24 protein-coding genes are annotated in these 24,296 nt (G+C 69.4%); 6 read left to right on the top strand and 18 right to left on the bottom strand.

Translation table 11 applies throughout. The features are described 5' to 3' along the window. Positions 1–77: 77 nt before the first annotated feature. The 5 genes from ACZ6ZD_RS16890 to ACZ6ZD_RS16910 form a co-directional block, all read right to left on the bottom strand. The gene (locus tag ACZ6ZD_RS16890) at positions 78–2,573 is read right to left on the bottom strand and encodes an ATP-binding protein (RefSeq protein WP_465672999.1); all 2,496 of its coding nucleotides are present in this window, start codon (positions 2,571–2,573) and stop codon (positions 78–80) included. 113 nt (positions 2,574–2,686) lie between these two features. Continuing rightward, complete coding sequence (locus ACZ6ZD_RS16895) at positions 2,687–3,136, bottom strand: hypothetical protein (protein ID WP_465673001.1); 450 nt, start codon at positions 3,134–3,136, stop codon at positions 2,687–2,689. Continuing rightward, on the bottom strand, positions 3,137–3,883 hold the full coding sequence (gene dapB / locus ACZ6ZD_RS16900) for a 4-hydroxy-tetrahydrodipicolinate reductase (RefSeq protein WP_465673003.1): 747 nt from the start codon (positions 3,881–3,883) through the stop codon (positions 3,137–3,139). It lies immediately after the preceding gene. Positions 3,884–3,922: 39 nt separating this feature from the next. Then, complete coding sequence (locus ACZ6ZD_RS16905; protein WP_465673004.1) at positions 3,923–4,927, bottom strand: ABC transporter ATP-binding protein; 1,005 nt, start codon at positions 4,925–4,927, stop codon at positions 3,923–3,925. Then, on the bottom strand, positions 4,927–5,925 hold the full coding sequence (locus ACZ6ZD_RS16910; protein WP_465673005.1) for an ABC transporter ATP-binding protein: 999 nt from the start codon (positions 5,923–5,925) through the stop codon (positions 4,927–4,929). Before ACZ6ZD_RS16910 ends, ACZ6ZD_RS16905 begins: the two co-directional genes overlap by 1 nt. 80 nt (positions 5,926–6,005) lie before the next feature. On the opposite strand from ACZ6ZD_RS16910, the gene ACZ6ZD_RS16915 reads away from it, so the two are divergent. After that, a complete protein-coding gene (locus tag ACZ6ZD_RS16915) occupies positions 6,006–7,289 on the top strand; it encodes an RNA-guided endonuclease InsQ/TnpB family protein (protein WP_465673006.1) in 1,284 nt (427 codons plus the stop codon). On the opposite strand, the gene ACZ6ZD_RS16920 is transcribed toward ACZ6ZD_RS16915, so the two are convergent. The 7 genes from ACZ6ZD_RS16920 to ACZ6ZD_RS16950 form a co-directional block, all read right to left on the bottom strand. Continuing rightward, positions 7,240–8,136 (bottom strand): ABC transporter permease, encoded by an 897-nt coding sequence (locus ACZ6ZD_RS16920; protein WP_465673008.1) that lies wholly within the window; start codon positions 8,134–8,136, stop codon positions 7,240–7,242. The two genes, ACZ6ZD_RS16915 and ACZ6ZD_RS16920, sit on opposite strands and share 50 nt — an antisense overlap. Then, positions 8,129–9,055, bottom strand: coding sequence for an ABC transporter permease (locus ACZ6ZD_RS16925; RefSeq protein WP_171670126.1), 927 nt, complete (start codon positions 9,053–9,055; stop codon positions 8,129–8,131). The genes ACZ6ZD_RS16920 and ACZ6ZD_RS16925 overlap by 8 nt, the downstream gene beginning before the upstream one ends. After that, entirely contained in the window at positions 9,056–10,633 is a 1,578-nt protein-coding gene (locus ACZ6ZD_RS16930; RefSeq protein WP_465673010.1) for a peptide ABC transporter substrate-binding protein, read from the bottom strand. It lies immediately after the preceding gene. A gap of 339 nt (positions 10,634–10,972) precedes the next feature. Continuing rightward, positions 10,973–12,286 carry a M16 family metallopeptidase gene (locus ACZ6ZD_RS16935; RefSeq protein ID WP_465673012.1) on the bottom strand — a complete coding sequence of 438 codons (1,314 nt, stop codon included), beginning with the start codon at positions 12,284–12,286 and terminating at the stop codon, positions 10,973–10,975. Next, the gene (locus ACZ6ZD_RS16940) at positions 12,283–14,505 is read right to left on the bottom strand and encodes a polyribonucleotide nucleotidyltransferase (RefSeq protein ID WP_465676056.1); all 2,223 of its coding nucleotides are present in this window, start codon (positions 14,503–14,505) and stop codon (positions 12,283–12,285) included. Before ACZ6ZD_RS16940 ends, ACZ6ZD_RS16935 begins: the two co-directional genes overlap by 4 nt. 280 nt (positions 14,506–14,785) lie before the next feature. Next, a complete protein-coding gene (rpsO, locus tag ACZ6ZD_RS16945; RefSeq protein WP_171670133.1) occupies positions 14,786–15,058 on the bottom strand; it encodes a 30S ribosomal protein S15 in 273 nt (90 codons plus the stop codon). Between the two features lie 116 nt (positions 15,059–15,174). Beyond that, complete coding sequence (locus tag ACZ6ZD_RS16950; RefSeq protein ID WP_465673015.1) at positions 15,175–16,137, bottom strand: bifunctional riboflavin kinase/FAD synthetase; 963 nt, start codon at positions 16,135–16,137, stop codon at positions 15,175–15,177. Between the two features lie 116 nt (positions 16,138–16,253). Here ACZ6ZD_RS16950 and ACZ6ZD_RS16955 point away from each other — a divergent pair, with 116 nt between their 5' ends. Beyond that, complete coding sequence (locus ACZ6ZD_RS16955) at positions 16,254–17,267, top strand: SGNH/GDSL hydrolase family protein (RefSeq protein WP_465673017.1); 1,014 nt, start codon at positions 16,254–16,256, stop codon at positions 17,265–17,267. A gap of 66 nt (positions 17,268–17,333) precedes the next feature. Here ACZ6ZD_RS16955 and ACZ6ZD_RS16960 read toward each other — a convergent pair whose 3' ends face one another. The 3 genes from ACZ6ZD_RS16960 to ACZ6ZD_RS16970 are packed head-to-tail and all read right to left on the bottom strand — an operon-like array spanning position 17,334 to position 19,151. Continuing rightward, on the bottom strand, positions 17,334–18,215 hold the full coding sequence (locus tag ACZ6ZD_RS16960) for an NAD-dependent protein deacetylase (RefSeq protein WP_465673019.1): 882 nt from the start codon (positions 18,213–18,215) through the stop codon (positions 17,334–17,336). Positions 18,216–18,228: 13 nt separating this feature from the next. Further along, positions 18,229–18,801, bottom strand: coding sequence for a transcriptional regulator (locus ACZ6ZD_RS16965; protein WP_465673021.1), 573 nt, complete (start codon positions 18,799–18,801; stop codon positions 18,229–18,231). Then, on the bottom strand, positions 18,798–19,151 hold the full coding sequence (locus ACZ6ZD_RS16970) for a hypothetical protein (protein WP_465673022.1): 354 nt from the start codon (positions 19,149–19,151) through the stop codon (positions 18,798–18,800). Before ACZ6ZD_RS16970 ends, ACZ6ZD_RS16965 begins: the two co-directional genes overlap by 4 nt. A 56-nt stretch (positions 19,152–19,207) precedes the next feature. On the opposite strand from ACZ6ZD_RS16970, the gene ACZ6ZD_RS16975 reads away from it, so the two are divergent. Continuing rightward, positions 19,208–20,164, top strand: coding sequence for a PEP/pyruvate-binding domain-containing protein (locus ACZ6ZD_RS16975; RefSeq protein ID WP_465673024.1), 957 nt, complete (start codon positions 19,208–19,210; stop codon positions 20,162–20,164). Here the strand turns inward: ACZ6ZD_RS16975 and ACZ6ZD_RS16980 are convergent. Next, positions 20,137–20,562: a hypothetical protein gene (locus tag ACZ6ZD_RS16980; protein ID WP_465673026.1), complete on the bottom strand. Its 426-nt coding sequence runs from the start codon at positions 20,560–20,562 to the stop codon at positions 20,137–20,139. The genes ACZ6ZD_RS16975 and ACZ6ZD_RS16980 overlap by 28 nt on opposite strands. A 148-nt stretch (positions 20,563–20,710) precedes the next feature. On the opposite strand from ACZ6ZD_RS16980, the gene ACZ6ZD_RS16985 reads away from it, so the two are divergent. From ACZ6ZD_RS16985 to ACZ6ZD_RS16995, 3 genes are read left to right on the top strand one after another with little or no spacing between them, the layout of a single operon-like run. Beyond that, on the top strand, positions 20,711–21,358 hold the full coding sequence (locus tag ACZ6ZD_RS16985; protein WP_465673028.1) for a DUF998 domain-containing protein: 648 nt from the start codon (positions 20,711–20,713) through the stop codon (positions 21,356–21,358). Next, entirely contained in the window at positions 21,355–21,726 is a 372-nt protein-coding gene (locus ACZ6ZD_RS16990) for a YciI family protein (RefSeq protein ID WP_465673030.1), read from the top strand. The genes ACZ6ZD_RS16985 and ACZ6ZD_RS16990 overlap by 4 nt, the downstream gene beginning before the upstream one ends. After that, on the top strand, positions 21,723–22,934 hold the full coding sequence (locus ACZ6ZD_RS16995; protein WP_465673032.1) for an RNA polymerase sigma factor: 1,212 nt from the start codon (positions 21,723–21,725) through the stop codon (positions 22,932–22,934). The genes ACZ6ZD_RS16990 and ACZ6ZD_RS16995 overlap by 4 nt, the downstream gene beginning before the upstream one ends. Here the strand turns inward: ACZ6ZD_RS16995 and truB are convergent. Both truB and rbfA read right to left on the bottom strand, forming a co-directional pair. Further along, positions 22,927–23,814, bottom strand: coding sequence for a tRNA pseudouridine(55) synthase TruB (gene truB / locus ACZ6ZD_RS17000; RefSeq protein WP_465673034.1), 888 nt, complete (start codon positions 23,812–23,814; stop codon positions 22,927–22,929). The two genes, ACZ6ZD_RS16995 and truB, sit on opposite strands and share 8 nt — an antisense overlap. Beyond that, entirely contained in the window at positions 23,814–24,248 is a 435-nt protein-coding gene (rbfA, locus tag ACZ6ZD_RS17005) for a 30S ribosome-binding factor RbfA (RefSeq protein ID WP_465673036.1), read from the bottom strand. The genes truB and rbfA overlap by 1 nt, the downstream gene beginning before the upstream one ends. Positions 24,249–24,296 lie beyond the last annotated feature (48 nt).

Here is a 24,296-nt window from a genome sequence, read left to right on the forward strand (position 1 = left end):
CCAGGTCGTGGTGCTCCGCGAGGCACGTCTCCCGCCGATCAGCAGCTCTGGTGGACTGCTGATCGCCGGGGCCGTCGCTACAGGTAGCGGGACCGGTCCGGATCCGGGGCGTTGTTCGGCGGTGGATAACCGTCGGCGACAGCCGCCAGCGGCGCGGAGCGCCCGGCCGACCACGCCGTCCGGAAGACGCGTCTGTCCAGCGACTCCTCGATCGCGCTGCGCGTCCCCTGGTAGTCGCGTTTCTCGACCTGCGGCACCGGCGCCTGGATGACTTCGCGGACGCCGTCCGCGGCACCGAGCAGGAACGCCGCATACTCGCTGCGGCCGCGCTGCTGAGCCACTGCGGCCAGCTCCTCGAGGACGCTGGCCGAACGCCAGCGGTCGCCGAGGTCACGATGCTCGGCGAGGCTCTCGTCGAGCAGATGCACCGCACGCTCGGTCAGCCCGCGACGGCGCTCGACGATGCCGAGCTGGTTGAGCGACCAGGCCACACCCTCGCGGTAGCCGAGCCGCTGCGACAGCGCCAGGCTCTCCTGCAGTAGCCCTTCCGCCTCGACCAGCTCACCCCGGTACTGCGCGATCGCCCCCAGACTGATCAGCGACCACGCCAGCCCCTCGCCGTCCCCGAGCCGGCGGAAGCTGTCCCGTGCACGGCCGCAGCGGCGCTCAGCGATGTCCAGGTCACCACGCAGCCAGGCGACGAAGCCCAGGTGGTTGTGCGCCCACGACATCCCGTTCTGGTCGCCGAGGCTCTCGTAAAGGTCGTAGCTCATGCAGTGCAGGTCCTCGGCGGCCCGGTAGTCGCCGCGCTCGCGCGCCACTCCCCCGAGCCGCTGCATAACGAGGGCCCGCCCAGCGACGTCCCCAAGTTCTTCGTACTGCGCTCGCGCGGTCTCCAGCCGGGCCGTCGCGACGTCGTACTCACACTGCAGGAACGCCAGCATGCCCGCACCGAGGTTGGCCTTGGCGGACGCCGCCGCGTCGGTCACCGACTCGGCCTCTGCCAGCGCCAGCGCCCGCTCCAGCCACTGCCCACCTTCGGCGTAGTGGCCGCGGAGGTAGCAGAACAACCAAAGCGCACCGGACAACCGAAGCGCCGCGCTGACCGACCGGGTCTGCAACGCCCACGCCATCGCGGCCCGCAGGTTGTCCAGCTCACCTTGGAGCCGGTCCAGCCACTCCTCCTGGCTGGCGCCGCGCAGCTCGCGCTCGGCCTGCTCTGCCAGCGCGATGTAGAACTCCGCATGCCGACGAGCCGCCTCGTCCAGGCTGCCACTGGCGGCCAGCCGGTCAGCGGCGTACTCGCGGATCACCGCCAGCATGTAGTAGCGCGCGACACCGCGGTGCCGAGCGACGCGGATCAGCGACTTGTCCGCCAGTCGGCCGGTCAGGTCGAGCGCGTCAGCACGCTCCGCCGACCCAGGCGCGGTCTGGCCGGACATCACCGTCGCGGCCGCATTCAGCGACCAGCCGCCGACGAACACGGACAGCTGAGCGAACACATCCCGCTCCGCCGCCGTCAGCAGGTCGTGGCTCCACTCGATCGCGCCATGCATCGACTGCTGCCGCGGGGACGCAGTCCGGGAGCCACCGGCCAGGATGCCGAACGACGTCTCCAGCTCACCGGCCAGCTCTTCGATCGTCATCACGTTGGTCCGGGCGGCGGCCAGCTCGATCGCTAGCGGCATCCCCTCCAACCGGCGAACGACCCGAGTGACCTGCTCAAGCTGCCCGGTCGGGTCGTAGCCGCGTGCGGTGGCACGCTCGACGAACAGGCGGACGGCAGCCGACTCCTCGGCGCGGTCCTCGCCCGGCGGGAGCGCCAGCGACGGGACGACGTACACGCTCTCGCCGGCGACGCGTAGGAGCTCGCGGCTGGAGGCCAGGATGGCCAGGTTCGGGCAGGACTCCAGCAGCGCGGCGCAGATCTGACCGACTGCAGCGACCACATGCGAGCAGTTGTCGAACACGAGCAGCATCGAGCGCTGGCCGACCTGCTCCGCGATCTCCTCGATCAGGCGGCCGGAATCGGCGAGCCCAATCGACGCAGCGACCTCCGGAGCGACCGCAGCGGCGTCCGTCAGCGCATCCAGCGGCACCCAGCAGACGCCGTCCGGATAGTCGCCGGCCAGCTCGGCTGCCAGCGCCATCGTCAGTCTGGTCTTTCCGACGCCGCCGGGACCGGTCAGGGTCAGCAAGCGCGTTACGCGCTGGCCCAGCAGGCGGCGAGTCGCGGCCAGCTCCGTCGTACGGCCGATCAGCTCGTTCGGAGCGGCGGGCGGGCGGCGCAGCACCGGCTGCGGCGAATCCGTGTCCTTACGGGCGGAGGTGGTGAGCTGAGTGCGCTCGGTGCTGTTCAGACGCAGGGCGTCCGCGAGGAGTCGCAGAGTGTGCGCTCTCGGCGCACGGCGACGACCTCTCTCCAACGCCGCGATCGCGTCGACACTCAAGCCAGCCAGCTCCGCCAAACCCTCTTGCGACAGCCCGGCGTCTCGCCGGTGCCGGCGCAACAGGCCTCCGAAGCCCGCTCCCTGCACATCGTCCGAACCGCGGCGAGATCCGTCGGACGACACAGGACGGCTCCACCCAGTTTCCGGCCTCGCACGTGGCGGTTGCCACGAGCGTCTCAAGAAAATATCTCGATCAGTACCGCGTTGTCAGTTGTCCCGGTGCGTTCCCAGCCAACTCACAGCGAATTCGCAGCGTCGTGCTGACTGATCGCGCGCCGCATCGTAGCCCGTGCGCGCTTGCGGTCGCCCGCCGCGTCGTACGCCGTGGACAGCCGGAACCAGACCCGCCAGTCCTCCGGCGCGGCCTCCGCCTCGGCCCGGTACCGCTCGAACGCCGCGTCGGCGGCGCCGCGCTCGATCCGGCCCGACGGACGCCGCGGCAGGTCGTCCACCGGCAGCCCGCCCGCGGCCTCCAGCTCCCGCGCCAGCGCCTCGGTCTGCGTCCCGAACCGCAGCTCGCGCCACACCAGGTACAGACCGAGCAGCGGAATCACCAGCACGGCGAGACCGAGGCCGACCGCGACCGGATCGCCCGTCCCGATCAGCAGCACCCCACGCCACCCGAGCAGACCGGCGTACGCGGCGAAGACCACCGCCAGGACGACAGCCGCCCGTTTGGCCGTCATCTAGGACAGGTCCATGAAGTTCTCGAGCCCGATGGTCAGCCCGGGCGTGTCGACGATCCGCCGGACGCCGAGCAACACACCGGCCATGAACGACACCCGGGACATCGAGTCGTGCCGGATCGTCAGCATCTCGCCCTCGTTGCCGAACAGCACCTCCTGGTGCGCGATCAGGCCACGCAGCCGGACGCCGTGCACCCGGATGCCCTCGATCTCCGCACCGCGAGCGCCCTCCAGCGCTTTGGTCGTCGAGTCCGGAATCGGGACGCTGCCGGCCTCCAGACGCGCCGCCGCGACCAGCTCGGCCGTCCGCCGCGCAGTACCCGACGGAGCGTCCACCTTGTCCGGGTGGTGCAGCTCGATGATCTCGACCGACTCGTAGAACCGCGCCGCCTTCGCGGCGAACTGCATCATCAGCATGGCGCCGATGGAGAAGTTCGGCGCGATCAGGACGCCGACGCCCGGTGCGGCGTCCAGCCAGGAGCGCAGCGTCGCCAGCCGCTCCTCGTCCCACCCCGTCGTCCCGACGACGGCGTGGATGCCGTTCTCGACGCACCACTGCAGGTTGGTCATCACGGCCTCGGGCTGGGTCAGGTCGACCACTACCTGCGCTCCGGCCTTGGTCAGCTCGGCCAGGTCGTCGCCCCGGCCCAGCTGCGCGACGAGCTCGCAGTCCGCCGCCTCTTCCACCGCGAGGCACGTCTGAGCGCCCATCTTGCCCTTGGCCCCCAGCACACCGACCTTGATCATCCGCACCCTTTCACCCAAGTGGTCGAGGGCAACAGGATCTCAGACCAAAGTCTCAACGCCGTACGCCGCCTGGGCATCCTCAGCGAAATGGCAGGCCACTGCCTGACCGGACGGGATGTCGCGCAGCTGCGGCTCCTCAGTACTGCAACGAGCCTCGGCGCGCAGACAGCGGGTGTGGAAACGACAGCCGGACGGCGGTGCGACCGGAGAGGGCGGGTCACCGGCCAGAACTATCCGCTTGCGGCCCTGCCGTGCCAGACCAGGTTCGGCCGACAGAAGCGCTTGCGTATAGGGGTGGCCGGGCGCGTCGTACACCTGCTGGTGCTGGCCGAGCTCTGCGACCCGACCGAGGTACATCACCGCGACGCGGTCAGAGACGTGCCGGACGACGGACAGGTCGTGGGCGACGAAGATAATGCTCAGACCGAGCTCTCGCTGCAGCCGCATCAGCAGGTTGACCACCTGAGCCTGCACCGACAGGTCAAGCGCCGATACCGGTTCATCGCAGAGCAGCACGTCCGGATTGAGTGCAATAGCGCGGGCGATACCGATGCGCTGCCGCTGACCACCGGAAAACTGATGCGGGAACTTGGTCTCGTCCTCGGCCCGCAGTCCGACCAGCTCCAGCAGCTCGCGGACCCGCTTGCGGATGTCCATTCCCTTGGACACATCGGGGTGGACCTCCAGCGGCTCCGCAACGATCTCACCGACCCGCATCCGCGGGTTGAGACTGGAGTACGGGTCCTGGAAGACGACCTGGACGTTCCGCCGCCAGCGCCGCAGCTCGCGACCCCGGAGCTTGCTGACGTCGACACCGTCGTACCGGATCGCGCCGGACGTCGGCTTCTCCAGTGCGGCAAGCAGCCGGACCAGCGTCGACTTACCGCAACCGGACTCGCCGACGATGCCGAGCGACTCCCCCTTGCGCAGCGTCAGGTCGACGCCGTCGACAGCGCGGACCAGCGTCTTCGACCCCAGATGCAGCGCCGGGCTGATGTCGTAGTGCTTCACCAGCTCAGTTGCCACCAGCAACTCGTCGGCCATCAGCCGGCCTCCCTCTCCAGCAGCGTCGTCCGCCGGATACAGGCGGCGTCCCGGCCCGGCGCGACCGTCAGCAACGGCGGTACGTCGTGTGCGCAGTCCTCGATCGCGATCGGGCAGCGCGGCCGGAACGCACAGCCGGACGGGATCGCCCGCAGCGACGGCGGCGTCCCCGGAATGGTCGGCAGCTCCTGCCCTTTGAGGTCCGCTGACGGCATCGAGCCGAGCAGCCCCTCGGTGTACGGATGCACCGGCCGGTCCAGCGCCGCCGCGGTCGAGGCACGCTCGACGACGTGACCGGCGTACATCACCACGACGTTGTCGGCGACGTCCGAGACCACACCGAGGTCGTGCGTGATCAGCACGACACCCATGTCCCGCTCGGCCTGCAGCTCGGCGATCAGCTCCAGGATCTGCGCCTGCACGGTCACGTCGAGTGCCGTCGTCGGCTCGTCCGCGATCAGGACGTCGGGATCGAGTGCGAGCGCCATCGCGAGCATCACCCGCTGCCGCATCCCGCCGGAGAACTCGTGCGGATAGTCCCGCGCCCGCTTCGCCGCGGCCGGGATCCGGACCTGGTCGAGCATCTCGGCGGCCCGCTTCAGCGCGTCCCGCTTCGACATCCCGCGGTGCACCCGGTAGCACTCGGCGATCTGCGTCCCGACCGACTGCACCGGGTTCAGCGCCGACAGCGAGTCCTGGAAGACCATCGTGATCCGGTCCCCGACGATCCGGCGCCGCTCCCTGGTCGTCATCGCGATCAGGTCGGCGCCGCGGTACTCCGCCGTCCCGGACACGATCCGCCCCGGCGGCATCTCCAAGATCCCGGTCAGCGCCTGCGTCGACACGCTCTTCCCCGATCCCGACTCCCCCAGGATCGCCAGCGTCTCCCCCGCCCGCACCTGCCACGACACCCCGTCGACGGCCCGCACCGCACCCCGCGGCGTGTCGAACTCGACCGACAGGTTCTCCACCTTCAGCAACACTTCGCCAGTAGTCATCGGGCACGCCGCGGACGAACCACGGCTCCCCTCCCTTCCGAGATCGAAAACTGTCGGTCAGGCCTGTTTCGATCGGAGTCATGTCCCGATTCCGGATGTATCCGACCGCGCCGCAGGAGCGTGCGATGTACCGACATTGCGAACACGCGCGATTCGTCTGGAATCTGGCCCGCGAGCAATGGACGATGTGGCGTCCCGGTGCACACCGAGCACCGGGCTACAACGAGCAGGCCAGACAACTGACCGAAGCTCGTGCAGCCGCTGATTGGCTGTGTGCCGGGTCCCAGACCGTCCAGCAACAGGCGTTGCGAGACTTCGATCAGGCTGTCAAGGCCTTCTACGCCGGCAGCCGGGGGCGTCCAGGCTGGCGCAAGGCGGGCCGTCATGAGGGATTTCGCATCGTCGGTGCGGCGGCTACAAGGATCGTGCAGCTCAGCAGGAAATGGGCGGCAGTCAACGTGCCGAAAGTCGGCTGGACGAAGTTCCGCACGTCGCGTGTGCTCCCGGTCGCCAAGTCCTACCGGGTGACTCGCGATCGCGCGGGCCGCTGGCACATCGCGTTCGCCGTCGTCCCACCGCACGTACCTTCGCGTGGAACCGGAGGAACAGTCGGCGTCGACAGAGGAGTCCGCACCACGCTCGCGTTGTCGACCGGCGAGCTGCTGTTGTGTCCCAGGGGCTCCAAGTCTCAACGGCACCGGCTCGAACTGCTGCAGCGCCGGTACGCCCGGTGCCGGCCCGGGTCGAAGCGTCGCGAGCGGGTCAGGGCGTCCATCGCCAAGCTGCACGCCCGTGCCGCGGACCGTCGCAAGGACTGGGTGGAGAAGACGAGCACGGACCTTGCCCGACGCTTCGAGACCATCAAAGTAGAAGACTTGCGAATCGCTCAAATGACCAAGAGAGCGACTCCTAGACCCGATCCTGCCCGGCCGAGCCGATACCTGCCGAATCGGAGCCGCGCCAAAGCAGGGCTCAACCGCGCCATCCTGCTCAGCGGCTGGGGCGCATTGGTCCATCGACTGGAGCAGAAGGCTCCCGGCCGGGTGGAGCGAGTCGATCCGCGCTACACCTCGCAGACCTGCTCTGTCTGCGGGCACCAGGCACCGGACAGCCGCAAGAGCCAAGCGGTGTTTCGGTGCGTGGCCTGCGGACACGAGGCGCACGCGGACGTCAACGCGGCAGTGAACATCGCGGCCGGACGGGCCGTCAGCGCACGTCGAGAGATGCCTGCACGGATCTCGTCGAAGCGTGAACCTCAACTCGCCACCTCCGGTGGTCGTTGGAATCCCCGAAGCCTCGAATCTGGGGAGGACGTCAACGCAGCAACTTCGGGTCGAGGGCGTCCCGGATGGAGTCGCCGATGATCATGAACGAGATCGTCATGGTGGAGATGAACAGGGCCGGCCAGAGGAACAGGTGCGGGGTGTCGCGGTAGGAGGCCGCGACGCCGAACTGGGAGCCCCAGGAGATGGACGGCGGCTGGAGGCCGACGCCGAGGAAGGTGAGGGCGGCTTCGAGGCCGACCATGCCGCCGATGCCGAGGGTGGTCATCGCGAGCAGCGGGGCCATCGCGTTCGGGAAGACGTGTTTGCGCAGGATGCGCAGCGGCGGGACGCCGATCGAGCGGGCCGCCAGGACGTACTCGCGGTTGCGGACCGAGAAGACCGTGGAACGCATCAGCCGCATGCCGCCCGGCCAGCCGATCAGGAGGATGACGCCGACGATGATCCAGATGCTGCGGTTCGGCACCGAGTTCAGGATGACGATCAGCACCACCAGACCGGGGACGGCGAACAGGACGTCCGCCGTCCGGCTGATCAGCGCGTCGACGAAGCCCGGGAAGTAGCCGGCCAGCAGGCCGAAGGTGCCGGCCAGGACGAAGACGCCGAAGCTGGCGCAGATGCTGACCAGGACGGACGGACGCGCGCCGTACACGACGTTGGCGAAGTAGTCGCAGCCCTGGATGTCGAACCCGAACGGGTGGCCGGGCTCGCGGCCCTGCCGGCTCCTGCTCAGCTCGCAGAACCGCGGGTCGGCCGAGGTGAAGATCTTCGGCACGGCGGCCATCGCGAAGAAGACCAGCAGCAACAGGCTGCAGAGCACGAACTGCGGTTTGCGGAGCAGGGCGCGCAGCAGCTCGCGATTCGACAGCGTGCGGCCGTCGCCGAGCTCCTGCGCCTCGGCGCTCACCACCGCTTGGACGTCAGACATGGCGCACCCTCGGGTCCAGGATCCCGTAGAGGAGATCGACCAGCAGGTTGATCACGATGAACGACAGGAACGCCAGCGTGGACAGCAGCACCACCACCCCGCCCTCCTTCAGCTTGATCGCCTGGAACATGAACTGCCCGAGCCCCGGCAGGTTGAAGATCGACTCGGTGATGATCGCGCCGCCGAACATGCCGGCCAGATCGAGCCCGATGAACGTGACGACCGGCAGCAACGCGTTCGGCAGGATGTGCCGCCACAGCACCCGCTGCTCGCCCAGGCCCTTGGCCCGGGCGGTCTTCACGAAGTCGGCGTTCACCGTCTCGACGATCGACGTCCGCATCAACCGGGCCAGCCCGGCGAACCCGAGGACGCCGATCACCAGCGCAGGCAGCAGGTACGAGTTCGGGAAACCCTCCAGGACGCCGGAGACCGGGAACCACTTGAGCTGTACGCCGAACACGAACTGGGCCGCGAAGTACGCGACCAGCCCGGGCACCGCCAGCAGCACCAGAGTGACCAGCAGCAGCGACCGGTCGATCAGGCCGTTGCGCTTGAACCCGGCGTAGATGCCGAAGATCAGGCCGAGCGTCCACTGGACGGCGTTCGCCAGCAGAGTCAGCTTCAGCGTGACCGGGATCCGCAGGCGGAGCTGATCGGCGATGTCGGCGCCGGCGAACGTCGTCCCGAAGTTGCCGGTCAGGATGTCCTTCATACTCAGCAGGTACTGGACCAGGAACGGCTCGTCCAGGTGGAACTGGGCGCGTTTGGCGGCCAGCACCGCGGCCGGGATCGGTTTGTCGCCGGCCAGCTCGCGCAGGGGGTCCCCGGGCATCGCGAAGACGAGCGCGAAGACCCCCAGCGTGACGATCACGCCGATCGGAATCGCCGCGAGCAGGCGGCGCAGGACGAAACGGATCATCTACTTGAACGTCGCCCAGAGTGCCGAGACGCCGACGTACTTGGAGACCCGCGGCTCGATCTTGGCCGAGTGCAGGAACGCGTCGGACTTCGTGATCAGCGGGATCAGCGGCATGTCCTCGAGCGCGATGTCCTCGGCCTGCTGGTAGAGCTTGATCGCCGCGTCCGGGTCCGGCTGGGCGTCGCCCTGGGCGAGCACCTGGTCCAGCTTCGGGTTGGCGTAACCGGAGAAGTTCGCGTCACCGGTCGACTTGAACATCGGGGTCAGGTAGTCCTCGATCGAGGGGTAGTCGTGTCCCCAGCCGCTGAACCGCAGCCCGTCGAGTTTGCGGGTGTCGGCCAGCTCGGTGATCTCCGAGCCCTGCTTGCCGGTGTACTTGACCTCGAGACCGAGGTTCTGCCGGATCATGTTGCCGAGCGCCTCGGCGAAGATCTGGCCGGTCGCGCTGGTGGTGCTGTAGTTGATGTTGACCGGGCCGCTGAAACCGCCCGCCTCGGCCAGCAGCTGCTTGGCCTTGGCCGCGTCGAACTCGCAGTACTTGCAGGCGTCGGCGCGGTAGCCGACCATGTCCGGCGCGACCAGCGCCTTGGCCGGCTCGGCGAGCCCGACCAGGTCGGCGTACGCCTTGCGGTCGATCGCCATCGAGAACGCGTGCCGCAGCTTGGGGTTCTTGAACCGCTCGTCCCACGCGGGCAGCGTCAGGTAGTTGGCGCCCGAGCTGACGCTGGTCACCCACTGGTCCGGGGCGTCGTCCTTGAAGCTCTTGATCTTGGTCGACGGGACGCCGACGAAGTCGACGGTGCCGGCCTGGAACTCGTTGTACGCCGTGTCCGCGTTCGGGATGAAGCGGAAGGTGATCGCGTCGGCGTCCGGGGCGGTCTGCTTGTAACCGTCCCACTTGGCCAGCTTGATGTCGTCACCGGCGTTCCAGTCGGCGGCCAGCTTGTAGGGGCCGTTGCCGATCGGCTTGCGCTTGTAGGCGTCCGGGTCCTTGCGGACCTCCTCGGGCAGCGGCGCGAGCCCGAAGTACTGCAGGGTCAGGCCGAACTGCGAGAACGGCACCTTGAGCTTGACCGTGAAGGTCAGGTCGTCGACCTGCTTCAGGCCGGACAACGCCTTCACCGTGGTCGGCTTCGGCGTCGCGCCGTCCGGGGTCTCCGGGTTCAGCGCGTCGTACCCCTCGATCTTCGAGAAGAAGCCGTTGTTCTTCCACGCGGTCGAGCCCTGCGCGGTCAGGTTCCAGCTGTCGACGTAGTCCTTCGCGGTCAGCGGCTGACCGTTCTGGAAGGTGTTGCCGGATTTCAGCTTCACCGTCCAGGTCTGGCTGTTCTTGTCCGGGGTGACGGAGTCCGCCATCACGTTCAGCAGCTTCCCGGTGTTCGGGTCCGTGGTCACCAGCGGCGCGAACATCGCCATCGCCACCTGGATCCCCGGGCTGCCGTTCTCGTTCAGCGGGTTGATGTACTCCAGCGGCTCCGCGGCGATCGCGATCACCGTGCTCTTGGCGCCACCGGAGCCGCTCCCACTCGACTTCCCGTCCCCACACGAGGCCAGCACCAGGCTGAGCCCGAGTGCCACCCCCACAACCCCAGTCAGACGTCGCACAGTCGGACCAACTTCCTCGGCAAGCGCCGTTCGGCAGGCGGATCAAGCGCCATGTTTGCTGGTCGAAACTGCGCATGTCAACGTTGTCAGCCCCAAATCGGCCTCGCGTAACGCAGGCGTTACCTCCCCAAGACCTCAGATGACCTTTCCTAAGGCACGCCTAACCGACCCACCATAGCCGCGCTCTTGCCCTAAGTCATCAGATGTCAGCAGGCAAATCCCCGCTGCGCGTTTGTGCACACAAACGCGCAGTCCAGCACCTGCTGGACCGCGCGCGACCACCACCCCCGAACGCAGGTTCGAAGGGGTTGGTCAGAGGGCGAAGGCGGTGGTGGTTTCGGGGAAGGGGCCCATGACGGTGAGGGCGGGGGCGCCGGCGTAGAGGGCGGCGGCGAGGGCAGTGACGTCGTCGAGAGTGACGGCGTCGATGTGGGCGAGGATCTGGTCGACGGTGGGGAGTTCGCCGTAGACGAGTTCGGCTTTGGCGATCCGGGTCATCTTGGCGCCGGTGTCCTCGAGGCCCATGACGACCGAGCCGCGCATCTGGCCTTTGCCGCGGAGCAGCTCGTCGGGCGTGATGTTGCCGGCGGCGATGGCTTCGAGCTCGCGGCGGACGACGTCCAGGACCTCGGGGGCCTTCTTGGGCAGGCAGCCGGCGTAGACGCCGACCATGCCGGAGTCGGTGTAGGCCGAGCCGAAGCTGAAGACCGAGTAGGCCAGGCCGCGCTTCTCGCGGACCTCCTGGAAGAGCCGCGACGACATGCCGCCGCCGACGATGCCGTGCAGGACGCCGGCGGTGTAGCGGCGCGGGTCGTTGCGGACCAGGCCCGGCAGGCCGAGGACGAGGTGCGCCTGCTCGACGTCGCGGTGGTGCACGCGGACGCCGCTGTACGTCGGGACGCGCAGACCCGAATCCGCCCGGACCGGGGACGGCGTGGCGTCGCTGGTGACCCAGTGGCGCTCGAACGCCTTGCTGACCAGGCGGACGACGTCGGCGTGGTCGACGTTGCCGGCGACCGAGACGACGATGTTGGCGGGGAGATAGCGATCGCGGTACCAGCCGACGACCTGGTCGCGGCCGAGGGCCGCGACGGACTCCGGCGTACCGGTGATCGAGCGGCCGAGCGGGGACGTGCCCCAGAGCTGCTCGGCGAAGAGGTCGTGGATGTGGTCCGACGTCTCGTCGGCGTGCATCGCGATCTCTTCGTCGATGACGTCGCGCTCACTCTCGACGTCGGCGGGCGTGAGCGTGGCCGAGGTGATCATGTCGCAGATGACGTCGACCGCGAGCGGGAGATCGGAGTCGAGGACACGGGCGTAGTAGCACGTGTACTCCTTACCGGTGAAGGCGTTCATCTCACCGCCGACGGCGTCGATCTCGGCCGAGATCTCGAGCGCGCCGCGGCGCTCGGTGCCCTTGAACAACAGGTGTTCGAGGAAGTGGGTGGCGCCGCTGAACTCCGCCGGCTCGTCCCGCGAGCCGACGCCGACCCAGACGCCGAAGGTGACGGAGCGGAAACCGGGAACGGACTGGGAAAGCACGCGGAGCCCGGAGGGCAGGACGGTCCGGGTGACCGGACCGCCTGCCTCCGAGCTCAGCAACGTGCTCGTGACGGGCTTACTCACTCGGCGGAGTCAGCAGCCTTCTCGTCGGCCTTCTTCTCGTCCTCACCCTCGACCACCGGGATCAGCGAGAGCTTGCCGCGGTCGTCGATCTCGGCGATCTCGACCTGCAGCTTCTGGCCGACCGAGAGGACGTCCTCGACGGCCTCGACGCGCTTGCCACCGGCCAGGCCCCGCAGCTTGCTGATGTGCAGCAGGCCGTCCTTACCGGGGAGCAGGCTGATGAACGCACCGAAGTTGGTCGTCTTCACGACCGTGCCCAGGTAGCGCTCGCCCTTCTCCGGCATGGTCGGGTTCGCGATCGCGTTGATCGCGGCCCGGGCGGCCTCGGCCGAGGGGCCGTCGGTCGCGCCGATGTAGACGGTGCCGTCGTCCTCGATGGAGATGTCGGCGCCGGTGTCCTCGGTGATCTGGTTGATCATCTTGCCCTTCGGGCCGATGACCTCGCCGATCTTGTCGACCGGGACCTTCACCGAGATGACCCGCGGCGCGAACTCGCTCATCTCACCCGGCGCGTCGATGGCCTTGGCCATCACGTCCAGGATCGTCAGGCGGGCGTCCTTGGCCTGGGTCAGCGCACCCGCGAGCACGCTGGCCGGGATGCCGTCGAGCTTCGTGTCCAGCTGGAGGGCCGTGACGAAGTCCTTGGTACCGGCGACCTTGAAGTCCATGTCGCCGAACGCGTCCTCGGCGCCGAGGATGTCGGTCAGCGCGACGTACTCGGTCTTGCCGTCGACCTCACCGGAGATCAGGCCCATCGCGATACCGGCGACCGGGGCCTTCAGCGGCACACCGGCGTTCAGCAGCGACAGCGTCGAGGCGCAGACCGAGCCCATCGACGTCGAGCCGTTGGAGCCCAGGGCCTCGGACACCTGGCGCAGCGCGTACGGGAAGTCCTCCCGCGACGGCAGCACGGGCACCAGGGCCCGCTCGGCCAGCGCGCCGTGACCGATCTCGCGGCGCTTCGGCGAACCGACCCGGCCGGTCTCACCGGTCGAGTACGGCGGGAAGTTGTAGTTGTGCATGTAGCGCTTGCGCGTCTCCGGGGAGAGCGTGTCGAGCTGCTGCTCCATCCGGAGCATGTTCAGCGTGGTGACACCCATGATCTGGGTCTCGCCGCGCTCGAACAGCGCCGAGCCGTGGACGCGCGGCAGGATGCCGATCTGCGCCTTCAGCGGCCGGATGTCGGCCAGCCCGCGGCCGTCGATGCGGACCTTGTCCTTCAGCACACGCTGGCGGACGAGCTTCTTGGTCAGCGAGCGGAAGGCTGCGGACAGCTCCTTCTCGCGACCCTCGAAGTCGGCGGCGAGCTTGTCCACCACGGCGGCCTTGACGGCGTCGGTGGCGTCCTCGCGCTCGTGCTTGCCGGCGATCGTCAGCGCCTGCGACAGCTCGTCGGTGGCGGCGGCCTCGACGGCGGCGAACGCGTCGTCGGCGTAGTCCGGGAAGACCGGGAACTCACCGGTCGGCTTGGACGCCTTGGCGGCCAGCTCGGACTGCGCGTCGACCAGGGTCTTGATGAAGCCCTTGGCGGCCTCCAGGCCCTCGGCGACGACCTCTTCGGTCGGCGCCTGCTTGCCGGCGGCAACGGCCTCGAAGGTGCCCGGGGTGGACTCCGCCTCGACCATCATGATCGCGACGTCGCCGGCGTCGGTGACGCGGCCCGCGACCACCATGTCGAAGACGGCGTCCTCGAGCTCGGTGTGGGTCGGGAACGCGACCCACTGGTTACCGATCAGGGCGACCCGGGTGGCGCCGATCGGGCCGGAGAACGGCAGCCCGGCGATCTGGGTGGACATCGACGCCGCGTTGATCGCGAGGACGTCGTAGAGCTTGTCCGGGTTCAGGGCCAGGACCGTGATGACGACCTGGATCTCGTTCCGCAGGCCGGACACGAACGACGGCCGCAGCGGGCGGTCGATCAGCCGGCAGGTCAGGATGGCCTCTTCGGAGGGCCGGCCCTCGCGGCGGAAGAACGAGCCGGGGATCCGGCCCGCGGCGTACATCCGCTCCTCGACGTCGACCGTCAGCGGGAAGAAGTCGAACTGGTCCTTGGGCTTCTTGGAGGCCGTGGTGGCCGACAGCACCATCGTGTCGCCGTCGAGGTAGGCGGCGGCCGAGCCGGCGGCCTGCTGGGCCAGCCGGCCCGTCTCGAAGCGGATGGTGCGGGTGCCGAAGCTGCCGTTGTCGATGACGGCCTCAGCGAATTGTGCGCCGTCCATCGGCGCGTTGGTGGATCCCGACACGGGATACCCCTCTCTCACAGTGTCGACGACTGCGAGGCGCGAGCTTCCGGGGTGCCGGTCTTCGATCGAGGCCCGCGGGTACGGCGCTACCTGTACCCGAAAGCCACTACCGAGGACCGGTCGTCCTCCCGCCACGCGCATCGCGTCGCCTCGTACGTCTTACGTGTGTATTCAGTTGTGGGTACTGCGTCCACGCTAGCGGGCGTGGATACGCGAGGAGCGGCCACCCGGGCTCCGGGGGCCGCTCCTCACGAGGTCATCGGCGAAGGCCGAGCCGCTCGATCAGGGACCGGTAGCGGTTGATGTCCTTCTTCGCCAGGTAGTTCAGCAGCCGGCGGCGCTGACCGACGAGCAGCAGCAGGCCACGACGGCTGTGGTGGTCGTGCTTGTGCTCCTTCAGGTGCTCCGTCAGGTGCGAAATGCGGTGCGTGAGCAGCGCGACCTGGACCTCGGGAGAGCCCGTGTCGCCCTCGGTCAGGGCGTACTCGCCCATGATCTTCTTCTTCGTTGCAGCATCAACAGCTGACACAGAAGTTCCTCTCGATTTCCGTTGCGCGGCGCACCGGGGCTTCGTCACCCGAGCACTCTCGTTCCGCGGCCGTTCAGACGGCAGCGCCCAGGGTATCAGTCCGTGGACGCGGCACCCTAATTCTCGGTAAGGGTTCGGCGCGCCTGGTCGACATCGGCCTTCATCTGGACGAGCAGGTCGTCGATGGTCTCGAACCGGATCTGGGTGCCGCGCAGCCGGGCCACGAAGTCGATCGCGATCCGGGCGCCGTACAGCTCCAGGTCGTCGCGGTCCAGGACGTAGGACTCCACCCGGCGGTCCACACCGTCGAAGGTCGGGTTGCTGCCGACGCTGATCGCGGCCGGCATCGACTCGGCGTAGGCCGGGCCGCCCGGAGCCGGGGTGAGCACGGTCAGCCAGCCGGCGTACACGCCGTCCTGCGGAACCGCGGCGGCCGGGTCGGCGGGGATGTTCGCGGTCGGGTAGCCCAGCTCGCGGCCGCGCTTGTCGCCCTCGATGACCACGCCGGTGACCCGCAGCGGGCGCCCGAGCGCCTCGGCGGCGGCCTCGACATTCCCGTCGGCCAGCTGCTGCCGGACGTACGTCGACGACCACGGCTGCGCGTCACCGGCCAGGCTGAGTCCCTCGACCTGGAAGCCGTGCGTGGCGCCGGCCGCGACAAGGGTGTCGACGTGACCCGCGGCGCGGTGGCCGAAGCGGAAGTTCTCTCCCACGACGATCGCCTTGGCGTGCAGCGTGCCGACCAGGACGCGCTCGATGAACTCCTCCGGCGACCAGCTCGCGACGTCCTTGTCGAACGGGAGGATCAGGACGGCGTCCGCGCCGTGCCGGCCGAGCAGCTCCGCGCGCTGACCGGGCTCGCTGAGCATCAGCGGCGCGTGATCGGGCCGCAGTACCCGCATCGGGTGCGGGTCGAAGGTGAGCGCGACCACCGGCAGCCCGCCCAGCTCGGCCGCCCGCGCCTTGGCGTGCGCGAGCACCTCCTGGTGACCCCGGTGCACCCCGTCGAAGTTGCCGATGGTGACGACCGACGGGCCGAATCCCGCCCCCACCTCGTCCAAACCGTGCCAGACACGCATAAGAGCAGGATTCCATGTCCGTTCGGGGTTCTCGGCACCAGGTCCACCGTCACCCCTTGTAATCGGGTGATGACTCAACTTAGGGTGGGCCCGCTACCGAGCCTTGGGGAGGCCAAGTGAAGTTCCACCGTGCGATCGCGGCGGTCACCGGGTTGCTGACGACGGCGGCGCTGTCCGTCGCCGCGGCCGCTCCGGCGGAGGCGGGCAGCCACCGTTTCCGCGAGTACGTCGCCCTCGGTGACTCCTACACCTCGGCGCCGTTCGTCCCGATCCCGGACCTGCTGTCGCTCGGGTGCGCCCGGTCGTTCAGCAACTACCCCAAGATGGTCGCGGCCGCGTTCGGCGTACACCGGTTCACCGACGTCAGCTGCGGCGGCGCCGACACCACCAACATGCTGAACTCGCAGAGCACGATCCTGGGGACGGCGCGGCCGCAGTTCGACGCGCTGAGCCCGCGGACGGATCTCGTCACACTCGGCATCGGCGGCAACGACTTCGGCGTCTTCGGCTCGGTGATCGACAAGTGCCCCGAGCTGCGCGCCTCCGACCCGGCCGGCGCGCCCTGCAAGGCGCACTTCACGGTCGATGGCGTCGACACGCTGAAGGCCAAGATCGCCCAGACGCAGACCCGGATCACGACGGTCGTCCAGGGCATCAAGCAGCGCTCGCCGAAGGCGACGATCGTGCTCGTCGGCTACCCGAAGATCGCGCCCGAGTACGGCACCTGCCCGGACATCCTGCCGTTCGCCGACGGCGACTACGGCTACCTGTACGCGATCGAGCAGGCGCTGAACGCCGCCGTCTCGAACGCCGCCGCGGCCACCGGGTCGACGTACGTCGACACCTTCGGGCCCTCCACCGGGCACGACGCCTGCGCGCCGGACGGGCAGGCCTGGATCCAGGGCAAGGATCTCAACCTGCTCCGCGCCGCCAACTACCACCCGCGCTACGAGGGTCAGGCCGGCGTCGCGTCGCTGACCGTCAAGAAGCTGACCGGCAAGCCCGCCACGGTGTCCGCGACCGAGCAGGCCGCCTGGGCAGCCAAGGGCCGCGCGCTGACCAAGCAGGCTGCCACCTCCCCGGCCGTCAAGGCCGCCAATGACCGCGTACGGACCAGCGCGCAACGCTGACCCTTTCCAATCCGTACGCCGGCGCCGGGCCGGGCCACCTCATCCGTGGCCCGGCCCGGTCGTTTGTTACGGCAGTGCCGCGCTGAGCTCGGTGAGGGCCTGGCCGAGCGGCAGGTTGATCCGCTGCCGCGCATACGGGTCGCCGCGGGTGATGCCCTGGTTGACGATCAGCACCGGCGTACCGGCCTTGGCTGCGTGCCGGACGAAGCGGAAACCGGACATCACCGTCAGGGACGAGCCGAGGACCAGTACGGCGTCCGCTGCGTCGATCAGCCGGTAGCAGCGCTCGACGCGCGGTTTGGGCACGTTTTCGCCGAAGAACACCACATCGGGTTTGAGCACCCCGCCGCAGACCGTGCACGGGACGACGGTGAATTCGCGGACGACGTCCTCGGGCAGGTCGACGTCGCCGTCCGGGTTGATCCGGGTCGCTTCGGCCTCGAAGTGCTCGTTGGCGGCGCGTAGGCGGACGTCGAGCGCCTCGCGGGCGGACGTCGTACCGCAGTCCAGACAAAGGACCCGGTCCAGGTTGCCGTGCAGCTCGATCACATCCCGCGAGCCGGCGGCCGTGTGCAGGCCGTCGACGTTCTGGGTGATGACGCCGTTCAGATAGCCGCGGGCCTGGAGCGCCGCGACTGCCCGGTGACCCTCGTTGGGGTGCGCGCGGGCGATCGTGCGCCAGCCGAGGTGGCTGCGCGCCCAGTACCGCTGCCGACCGGCCTCGCTCGCGACGAAGTCGCCGTACGTCATCGGCGTGTGTGTGCGCAGACTGCCGGTTTCACCGCGGTAGTCGGGGATGCCGGACTCGGTGGAGATCCCGGCGCCACTGAGGACGACGACTCCCCCGGCCGCGACCACCTCGGCGAGCGGGCCGACATCCGTGGCCGCAGGCTCCAGCGCCAGTACGTCGGGGCCGGGAGCCCACTGCAGTGTCGGACGGGAGCGCACGTCTCCAGGGTAGCTAGCGACGCACGCCGAGGGTGGCGATCAGGTCCTCGTGCAGCTCGAACCAGACGCGATGGCACGAGTCGACTGAGGTGCCGTCGACCCACTGCTGGTCCAGAGCATGCTGGAAGCGGGTGTCGTAGCCCTGGAAGCGTGGCAGGACCGCAGTGAGCCGGGCGACCAGCGGAGTCAGCTGTTGGCCGATCGCTGCGAGCTCACCGAGGACCTGCTCGTCCCAGACCGGGTCTGTGTGGTCGTTGGCGGCCAGTGGGTCCGCAGTCGTCGGCCGGAGCTGCCAGTTGGTGCAGGCAGCCTGCAGCCGGCCGTTCAGGGGCAGGAAGTCGTCGTACACGGCCGCTACCGCTGGAGAGCGCTCAGGAGCCAGAAGCCGCTCGTTCTCGGCCCGCCCGGCCGCAGTGAGCGACCAGCCGCCCAGACCGGCGAACTCACTCCAGCTGACCCAGCCGTAGGCCTGGTAGTCGAGCAACAGCTCCCCTGTGGTCGCTGGGTCGAGGTTGAAGCGCGCCGCGACGGCTGCGTCGTCCGCGAAGCCGAGCAGCCGGACTGCGTGCAGAACCAGGAGGCTCATGGCTGCCGGGCCGTCAGCCGGTCGAGGCGCTGCTGGCAGGCCTGCGGCGAGTTGAGGCCGAGCGCTCGGGCCATCTCGGCCCAGGTGAGCCCAAGGCCACGGGCGGCGAACAGCAGACCGGTCTCCAGCTGGTCGACCTCGGCGCGCGCAGCTGGCAGCAGTTGGAGCGCTGCAAGGGCAGCGTCGCGGTCGCCGTCCGAATGCAGGAAGAACTGGATGAGGTCCACCGCGGACGGCGGGATCGGCGCGGGCTGCCACGGACGCCGCTCCAGCTGGTCCGCACCGCGGTCCAACAGCCGATGACGGGCGTCCGCCTCGCGCTGCGCTTGCGCGTGATCGTTGCTCTCCATGCCCGAACAGTGGATCATCAACGAAACGTTGTCAACAAAGTGTTGAAGGAGTGGGCGTGATCCGTCTCGAGGACGCCGGTCCCGGCGCCGGCCCCAAGGCCGAGACACTCGGCCGGCTGCTCCACGCCGGCTTCCCGGTGCCACCCGGGCACGTCGTCCTGCCCGGCGCGTCGGCCGAGGGAGTGCCGGCGGGGTTGCACGCCGTGCGCTCGTCGGCGTCCTCCGAGGACGGCGTCCACGCGTCGGCGGCCGGCCAGCACGAAACCTTCCTCAACGTCCCGCACTTAGACGTCCCAGATCGGGTGGCCGACGTGCGGGCGTCGCTCTGGTCACCGCGAGCGGTGGCCTACCGCGGTGGCGCACCGGCCGAGATGGCCGTGATCGTGCAGCAGCAGATCGGCGCGGACGTCTCCGGGGTGATGTTCACCGGGCCGGTCACCGAGATCGAGGCGTCCTGGGGGCTGGGCGACGCCGTGGTCGGTGGCCTGGTCACCCCCGACGCCTTCACGCTGACCGATGACACCATCGAACGGCGAGGCGACTGCTTGAGCGACGAGCAACTCCGCGAGCTCCAGCGCGTCGGCGCTGCCGTCGAGGAGCTTCTGGGCGGGCCGCAGGACATCGAGTTCGCCTACGCGGACGGCGTGCTGTGGTTGCTGCAAGCGCGACCAGTGACGGCTCCCTTGGCGGGCACCGGCGGGAGCGCAGGGACGGCGTCCGGACCGGCGCGGGTCGTTCAGGGACCTGATGAGTTCGAGCGGGTGCAGCCGGGCGACATCCTGGTGTGCCGGTTCACAGATCCGGCCTGGACGCCGCTGTTCGGGGTGATCGCCGGCATCGTGACCGAGACCGGTGGGCGGCTGTCGCACGCGGCGATCGTGGCGCGGGAACGGCGGATCCCGGCCGTGCTCGGCGTCCCGGGAGTGCTCGAGACACTCCGGGACGGGAGTCTCGTCAGTATCGACGGCACGGCCGGGAGCGTCCGTCAGCTGCGCTTCGAGACGGAGCTGTAGCCGCCACCGCCCGGGTAGACCCACTCGCCGGCGAGGGTGTCGCCGCCATCGGAGAAGGTGCCGCGGAAGTACGCCGGGCTGCCCTTGGCGCCACCCCAGATCGTGAGCGTGTCGCCGTCCGGCTCGTAGACGTAATCGAGCGTGTTACCGGTCGAGTCGTAGAACCGCGACCACACCTCGGCCGTGGCCGGCTCGCCGAACGGGCGCAGGTTGCCGATCACCTCGAACCCCTTGATCTCCTGCCCGTACTGGCGCAGCTCGACGTGCTGCAGCAGGAAGAACCGGCCCGGCATCCACTCGTACCGGACGGTGCCCTCGACCCCGCCGCTCAAGGTCCAGGTGCCGACCAGACGATCCAGGGCCTGCAGGTCGCTACTCGGCTGAACGTTCTCGGTCATGTCGTCTCCTCGGTTGAAGTTGCCGCTACCTCGGAGGCGTCAGCGCCCACTCGACAACCGATCGATGTGACCTGGATCACGGTCAGGATCCGTCGAGATCCCCGGCTCGGCCACGAGGTGACGGCAACCAACGACCCAGGAGGTTGTCATGACCACACTCATCGCCACTGCTCCCCCGGCCACCATCCCCGCGCGGCGGCTGCTCGCCGGTGCGCTCGCCGGGCCGGTCTTCTTCGCCTCGGCCGGCCTGCAGATGCTGGCCCGGGACGGCTTCGACCTCACCCGGCATCCGATCAGCCAGCTCGCCACCGGCCCGCAGGGCTGGATCCAGATCAGCACCTTCGTCGCCGCCGGCCTCGGCGTGGTCGCGATGGCGACCGCGCTCCGCATCGACGGTCTCGGTCGCCGGGCGCTGCCGATCCTGCTGACCGTCTTCGGCTTCGGCCTGATCGCCTCCGGCGTCTTCACCATGGACGCCGAGCACGGCTTCCCGATCGGTACGCCGGACGGCCCGGTCGCCGACCCGTCGTGGCACAGCGTCGCGCACGGCATCGCCGCCGCGACCGGTTTCACCGCACTGGCCGTCGCTGCGATCGTCCTCGTCGTCCGCTGTGTACGGCGGCGCCAGGCGCTCCCGGCGGTGCTCAGCGGACTCGCGGCCGTCGTACTGCTCGCACCGATGTCACCGGAGCACATGAGCCTGCAGATCGCGCTGTGCGGGCTGGTCGGCTTCACCTGGACGACTGTGGTCGCCCTGGTCGGTTACCGTGCCAGCACGCAGAGGAGGGCATCGTGAAGTACCTGTTGCTCAGCTACACCCCATCCACGGCCTGGGACGCCGCTACCGCGGAGACGCCGTCCGAGGAGGCACTGGCCGCGTTCGCGTTCTACCAGAGCTACGAGCAGGAGCTGCGCGCGTCCGGCGAGTTCGTGACCAGCGAAGGGCTCGGCCACCCGGTGGTCAGCACGACGGTGCGCAAGGGCGCGGACGGCGTGGTCGCCACCGACGGGCCGTTCGCGGAGCTCAAGGAGGTGCTGGCGAGTTTCGCGGTGATCGACGTCGCCAGCCACGAGCGGGCGATCGAGATCGCCGGGCGGATCGTCGAGGTACTCGGTGAGCCGATCGAGATCCGTCCGATCATGGGCGACGACTTCGGCACATGAGCTCCGCGACCGACGTCGAGCACCTGCTGCGCACCGAGGCGCCGCAGGTGCTCGGCGCGCTGGTCCGGCGGTTCGGCCGCTTCGACATCGCCGAGGACGCCGTCCAGGAGGCGCTACTGGCGGCGAGCCGGGCGTGGACGGCCGGCGTACCGGAGAATCCACGCAGCTGGCTGATCCGGATCGGCTACCGGCGGATGGTCGATCTGCTCCGCTCCGACCAGGCCCGGCGGCGGCGTGAGCAGGCAGCCGAGCTGGCCGAGCCAGTCCACCGGGGCACGGCGGCTCCGTCGTCCGCGACCGACGACAGCCTTACGTTGCTGCTGCTCTGCTGCCACCCCACGCTCCCCGCGACCAGCCAGGTCGCGCTCACCCTGCGCGCGGTCGGCGGCCTGACCACGACCGAGATCGCCCACGCGTACGGCGCCACCGAGAACACGATGGGCACCCGGATCAGCCGGGCCAAACAGCAGCTCGCGAAAGCGGGCGCCCGCTTCACCGCACCCAGCGACGACGACCGCGCCGAACGCGTCGCTGCCGTGATGCGCGTCCTCTACCTGATCTTCAACGAGGGCTACACCGCCACTGCCGGCGAAAGCCTCACCCGCGTCGACCTCACCCACGAAGCCATCCGCCTCACCCGGCTGCTCGTCGCCACCCTCCCCGACCCCGAAGCCGTCGGTCTGCTGGCGCTGATGCTGCTCACCGAGTCACGCCGGACAGCACGCACCGGGCCGACCGGAGAGCTCGTCCCCCTTGAAGAGCAGGACCGGACCCGCTGGGACGCCGACCTGATCCGCGAAGGCACAGCGCTGCTCGACAGCGTCTGGAACCAGACCGACCCCGGCCAGTACCAGCTCCAGGCTGCGATCGCCGCTACGCACGCAGCAGCGGGCGAGACCGACTGGCCGCAGATAGCGATGCTCTACCTCTGGCTGGAGCGCCTCACCCCGACAGCGCCCGTTCGCCTCAGCCGCGTCGTCGCAGTAGCCCGCGCATACGGCCCCACTCGGGCCCTGGCTCTGCTGGACGACCTGAACCTGTCCCAGGACCCGCTCACCCGGCAACGCGAACGCGCCGTCCGGGCCCACCTCCTCGAACAGACCGGCGAGCCCGCCGCGGCCGCGGCGCTCTACCGCGAAGCCGCGGCTCTCACGGAGAACCAGGTGGAGCGAAGCTATCTGTCGAGCCGGGCCGATCGCCTCAGCTGACGAAGACAGCAGTGGGTTTGGCGAGCGGGCCGTGCGGCTCGTAGAGGGCGAGGAACGTGCCGGTGGGGTCGAACATCGCGGTCTGACCCACGCCGAGCTTCAAGCCGGGGAGCGGCCGGCCGGTGCGGATGGCGGCCGCCTGTTCGGCGTCCGCGTCGTACCGGGGAAAGGTGCCGGCGGCAACATCCGCGATCGGCAGCCAGATGAAGTCGTCGGCGAGCGCTTCGAGCGTGTGCGCGACACTCAGGTCGAAAGCGCCGACGCGCGTCCGCCGCAGCGCGGTCAGGTGGCCACCGACGCCGAGATCCGCGCCCAGATCGCGCGCCAGGGCGCGGATGTAGGTGCCGCTGGAGCAGTCGACCGAGACGTCGACGTCGATCCAGCCGTCGCCCCGGCGGATCTCCAGGACGTCGTACCGCGACACCGTGACCGTGCGGGACTTGAGCACGACCTCTTCGCCGGCGCGCACGCGCTCGTACGCGCGCTTCCCGTCGACCTTGATCGCGGACACCGCGGACGGCACCTGCGAGATCTCACCCCGGTACGGCGTCACTCCGGCCGCGATCGCCGCGTCCGTCACACCATCGACCGCGAAGGTGTCGACGACCTCGCCCTCGGCGTCGTCGGTCGTGGTGGTCGCGCCGAGCCGGATCGTCGCGTCGTACGACTTGTCGGCCAGCTGCAGATGACCGAGCAACCGGGTCGCGCGGTTCAGCCCGGCGACCAGGACGCCGGTCGCCATCGGATCCAGCGTGCCGGCGTGCCCCACCTTGCGGGTACCCGCCAGCCGCCGGATCCGGGCGACGACCGTGTGCGACGTCATCCCGGCGGGTTTGTCCACGATGACGATGCCGTCCGCGGACGGCGTGAAGTCGCCCACTAGTCTTCGGCGTCCTCGTCGTCCTTGTGCTTGTACGGGTCGGCGTCACCGGCCGGCTTGGCCCCGGCGGCGGCCTTGGCCACCTCGGCGTCGGCCTGGCGGGCCTTCTCGAGCAGCTCCTCGATCTGGCCGGCGTTCTCCGGGACGGCGTCCAGGAAGAACGCGACACTCGGCGTGTGCCGCAGGCCGAGGGCCTTGCCGACCTCGCTGCGGATCAGGCCGCGGGCCGACTCCAGCGCCGCGGCCGTCGAGGCCCGCGCCTGCTCGTCGCCGTACACGGTGTAGAAAACGCTGGCCTCGCGCAGGTCGCCGGTCAGCCGGGCGTCCGTCACGGTGACGAAACCCAGCCGCGGGTCCTTGACCCGCCGCTCGAGCAACTCGGCGACGAGCACCTGGATCCGGTCGGCCAGCTGCTTGGCCCTTGCTTCACCCATCAGGGCTCACTCCCTCAGTCATGAAGAACGTCCGGAGAGACGGTGGAC

The organism is Kribbella sp. NPDC104218 (assembly GCF_055584105.1).

Coding starts and splice junctions, on each gene's coding strand:
- ACZ6ZD_RS16905 (WP_465673004.1), bottom strand. CDS start 4,927: ATGGCCGACGAGTTGCTGGTGGCAACTGAGCTGGTGAAGCACTACGAC.
- ACZ6ZD_RS16950 (WP_465673015.1), bottom strand. CDS start 16,137: ATGCGTGTCTGGCACGGTTTGGACGAGGTGGGGGCGGGATTCGGCCCG.
- rbfA (WP_465673036.1), bottom strand. CDS start 24,248: ATGGGTGAAGCAAGGGCCAAGCAGCTGGCCGACCGGATCCAGGTGCTC.
- ACZ6ZD_RS16965 (WP_465673021.1), bottom strand. CDS start 18,801: ATGAGCCTCCTGGTTCTGCACGCAGTCCGGCTGCTCGGCTTCGCGGAC.
- ACZ6ZD_RS16985 (WP_465673028.1), top strand. CDS start 20,711: ATGACCACACTCATCGCCACTGCTCCCCCGGCCACCATCCCCGCGCGG.
- ACZ6ZD_RS16995 (WP_465673032.1), top strand. CDS start 21,723: ATGAGCTCCGCGACCGACGTCGAGCACCTGCTGCGCACCGAGGCGCCG.
- ACZ6ZD_RS16940 (WP_465676056.1), bottom strand. CDS start 14,505: ATGGACGGCGCACAATTCGCTGAGGCCGTCATCGACAACGGCAGCTTC.
- ACZ6ZD_RS16980 (WP_465673026.1), bottom strand. CDS start 20,562: ATGACCGAGAACGTTCAGCCGAGTAGCGACCTGCAGGCCCTGGATCGT.
- ACZ6ZD_RS16910 (WP_465673005.1), bottom strand. CDS start 5,925: ATGACTACTGGCGAAGTGTTGCTGAAGGTGGAGAACCTGTCGGTCGAG.
- ACZ6ZD_RS16925 (WP_171670126.1), bottom strand. CDS start 9,055: ATGATCCGTTTCGTCCTGCGCCGCCTGCTCGCGGCGATTCCGATCGGC.
- ACZ6ZD_RS16970 (WP_465673022.1), bottom strand. CDS start 19,151: ATGGAGAGCAACGATCACGCGCAAGCGCAGCGCGAGGCGGACGCCCGT.
- ACZ6ZD_RS16915 (WP_465673006.1), top strand. CDS start 6,006: ATGTCCCGATTCCGGATGTATCCGACCGCGCCGCAGGAGCGTGCGATG.
- dapB (WP_465673003.1), bottom strand. CDS start 3,883: ATGATCAAGGTCGGTGTGCTGGGGGCCAAGGGCAAGATGGGCGCTCAG.
- ACZ6ZD_RS16920 (WP_465673008.1), bottom strand. CDS start 8,136: ATGTCTGACGTCCAAGCGGTGGTGAGCGCCGAGGCGCAGGAGCTCGGC.
- ACZ6ZD_RS16895 (WP_465673001.1), bottom strand. CDS start 3,136: ATGACGGCCAAACGGGCGGCTGTCGTCCTGGCGGTGGTCTTCGCCGCG.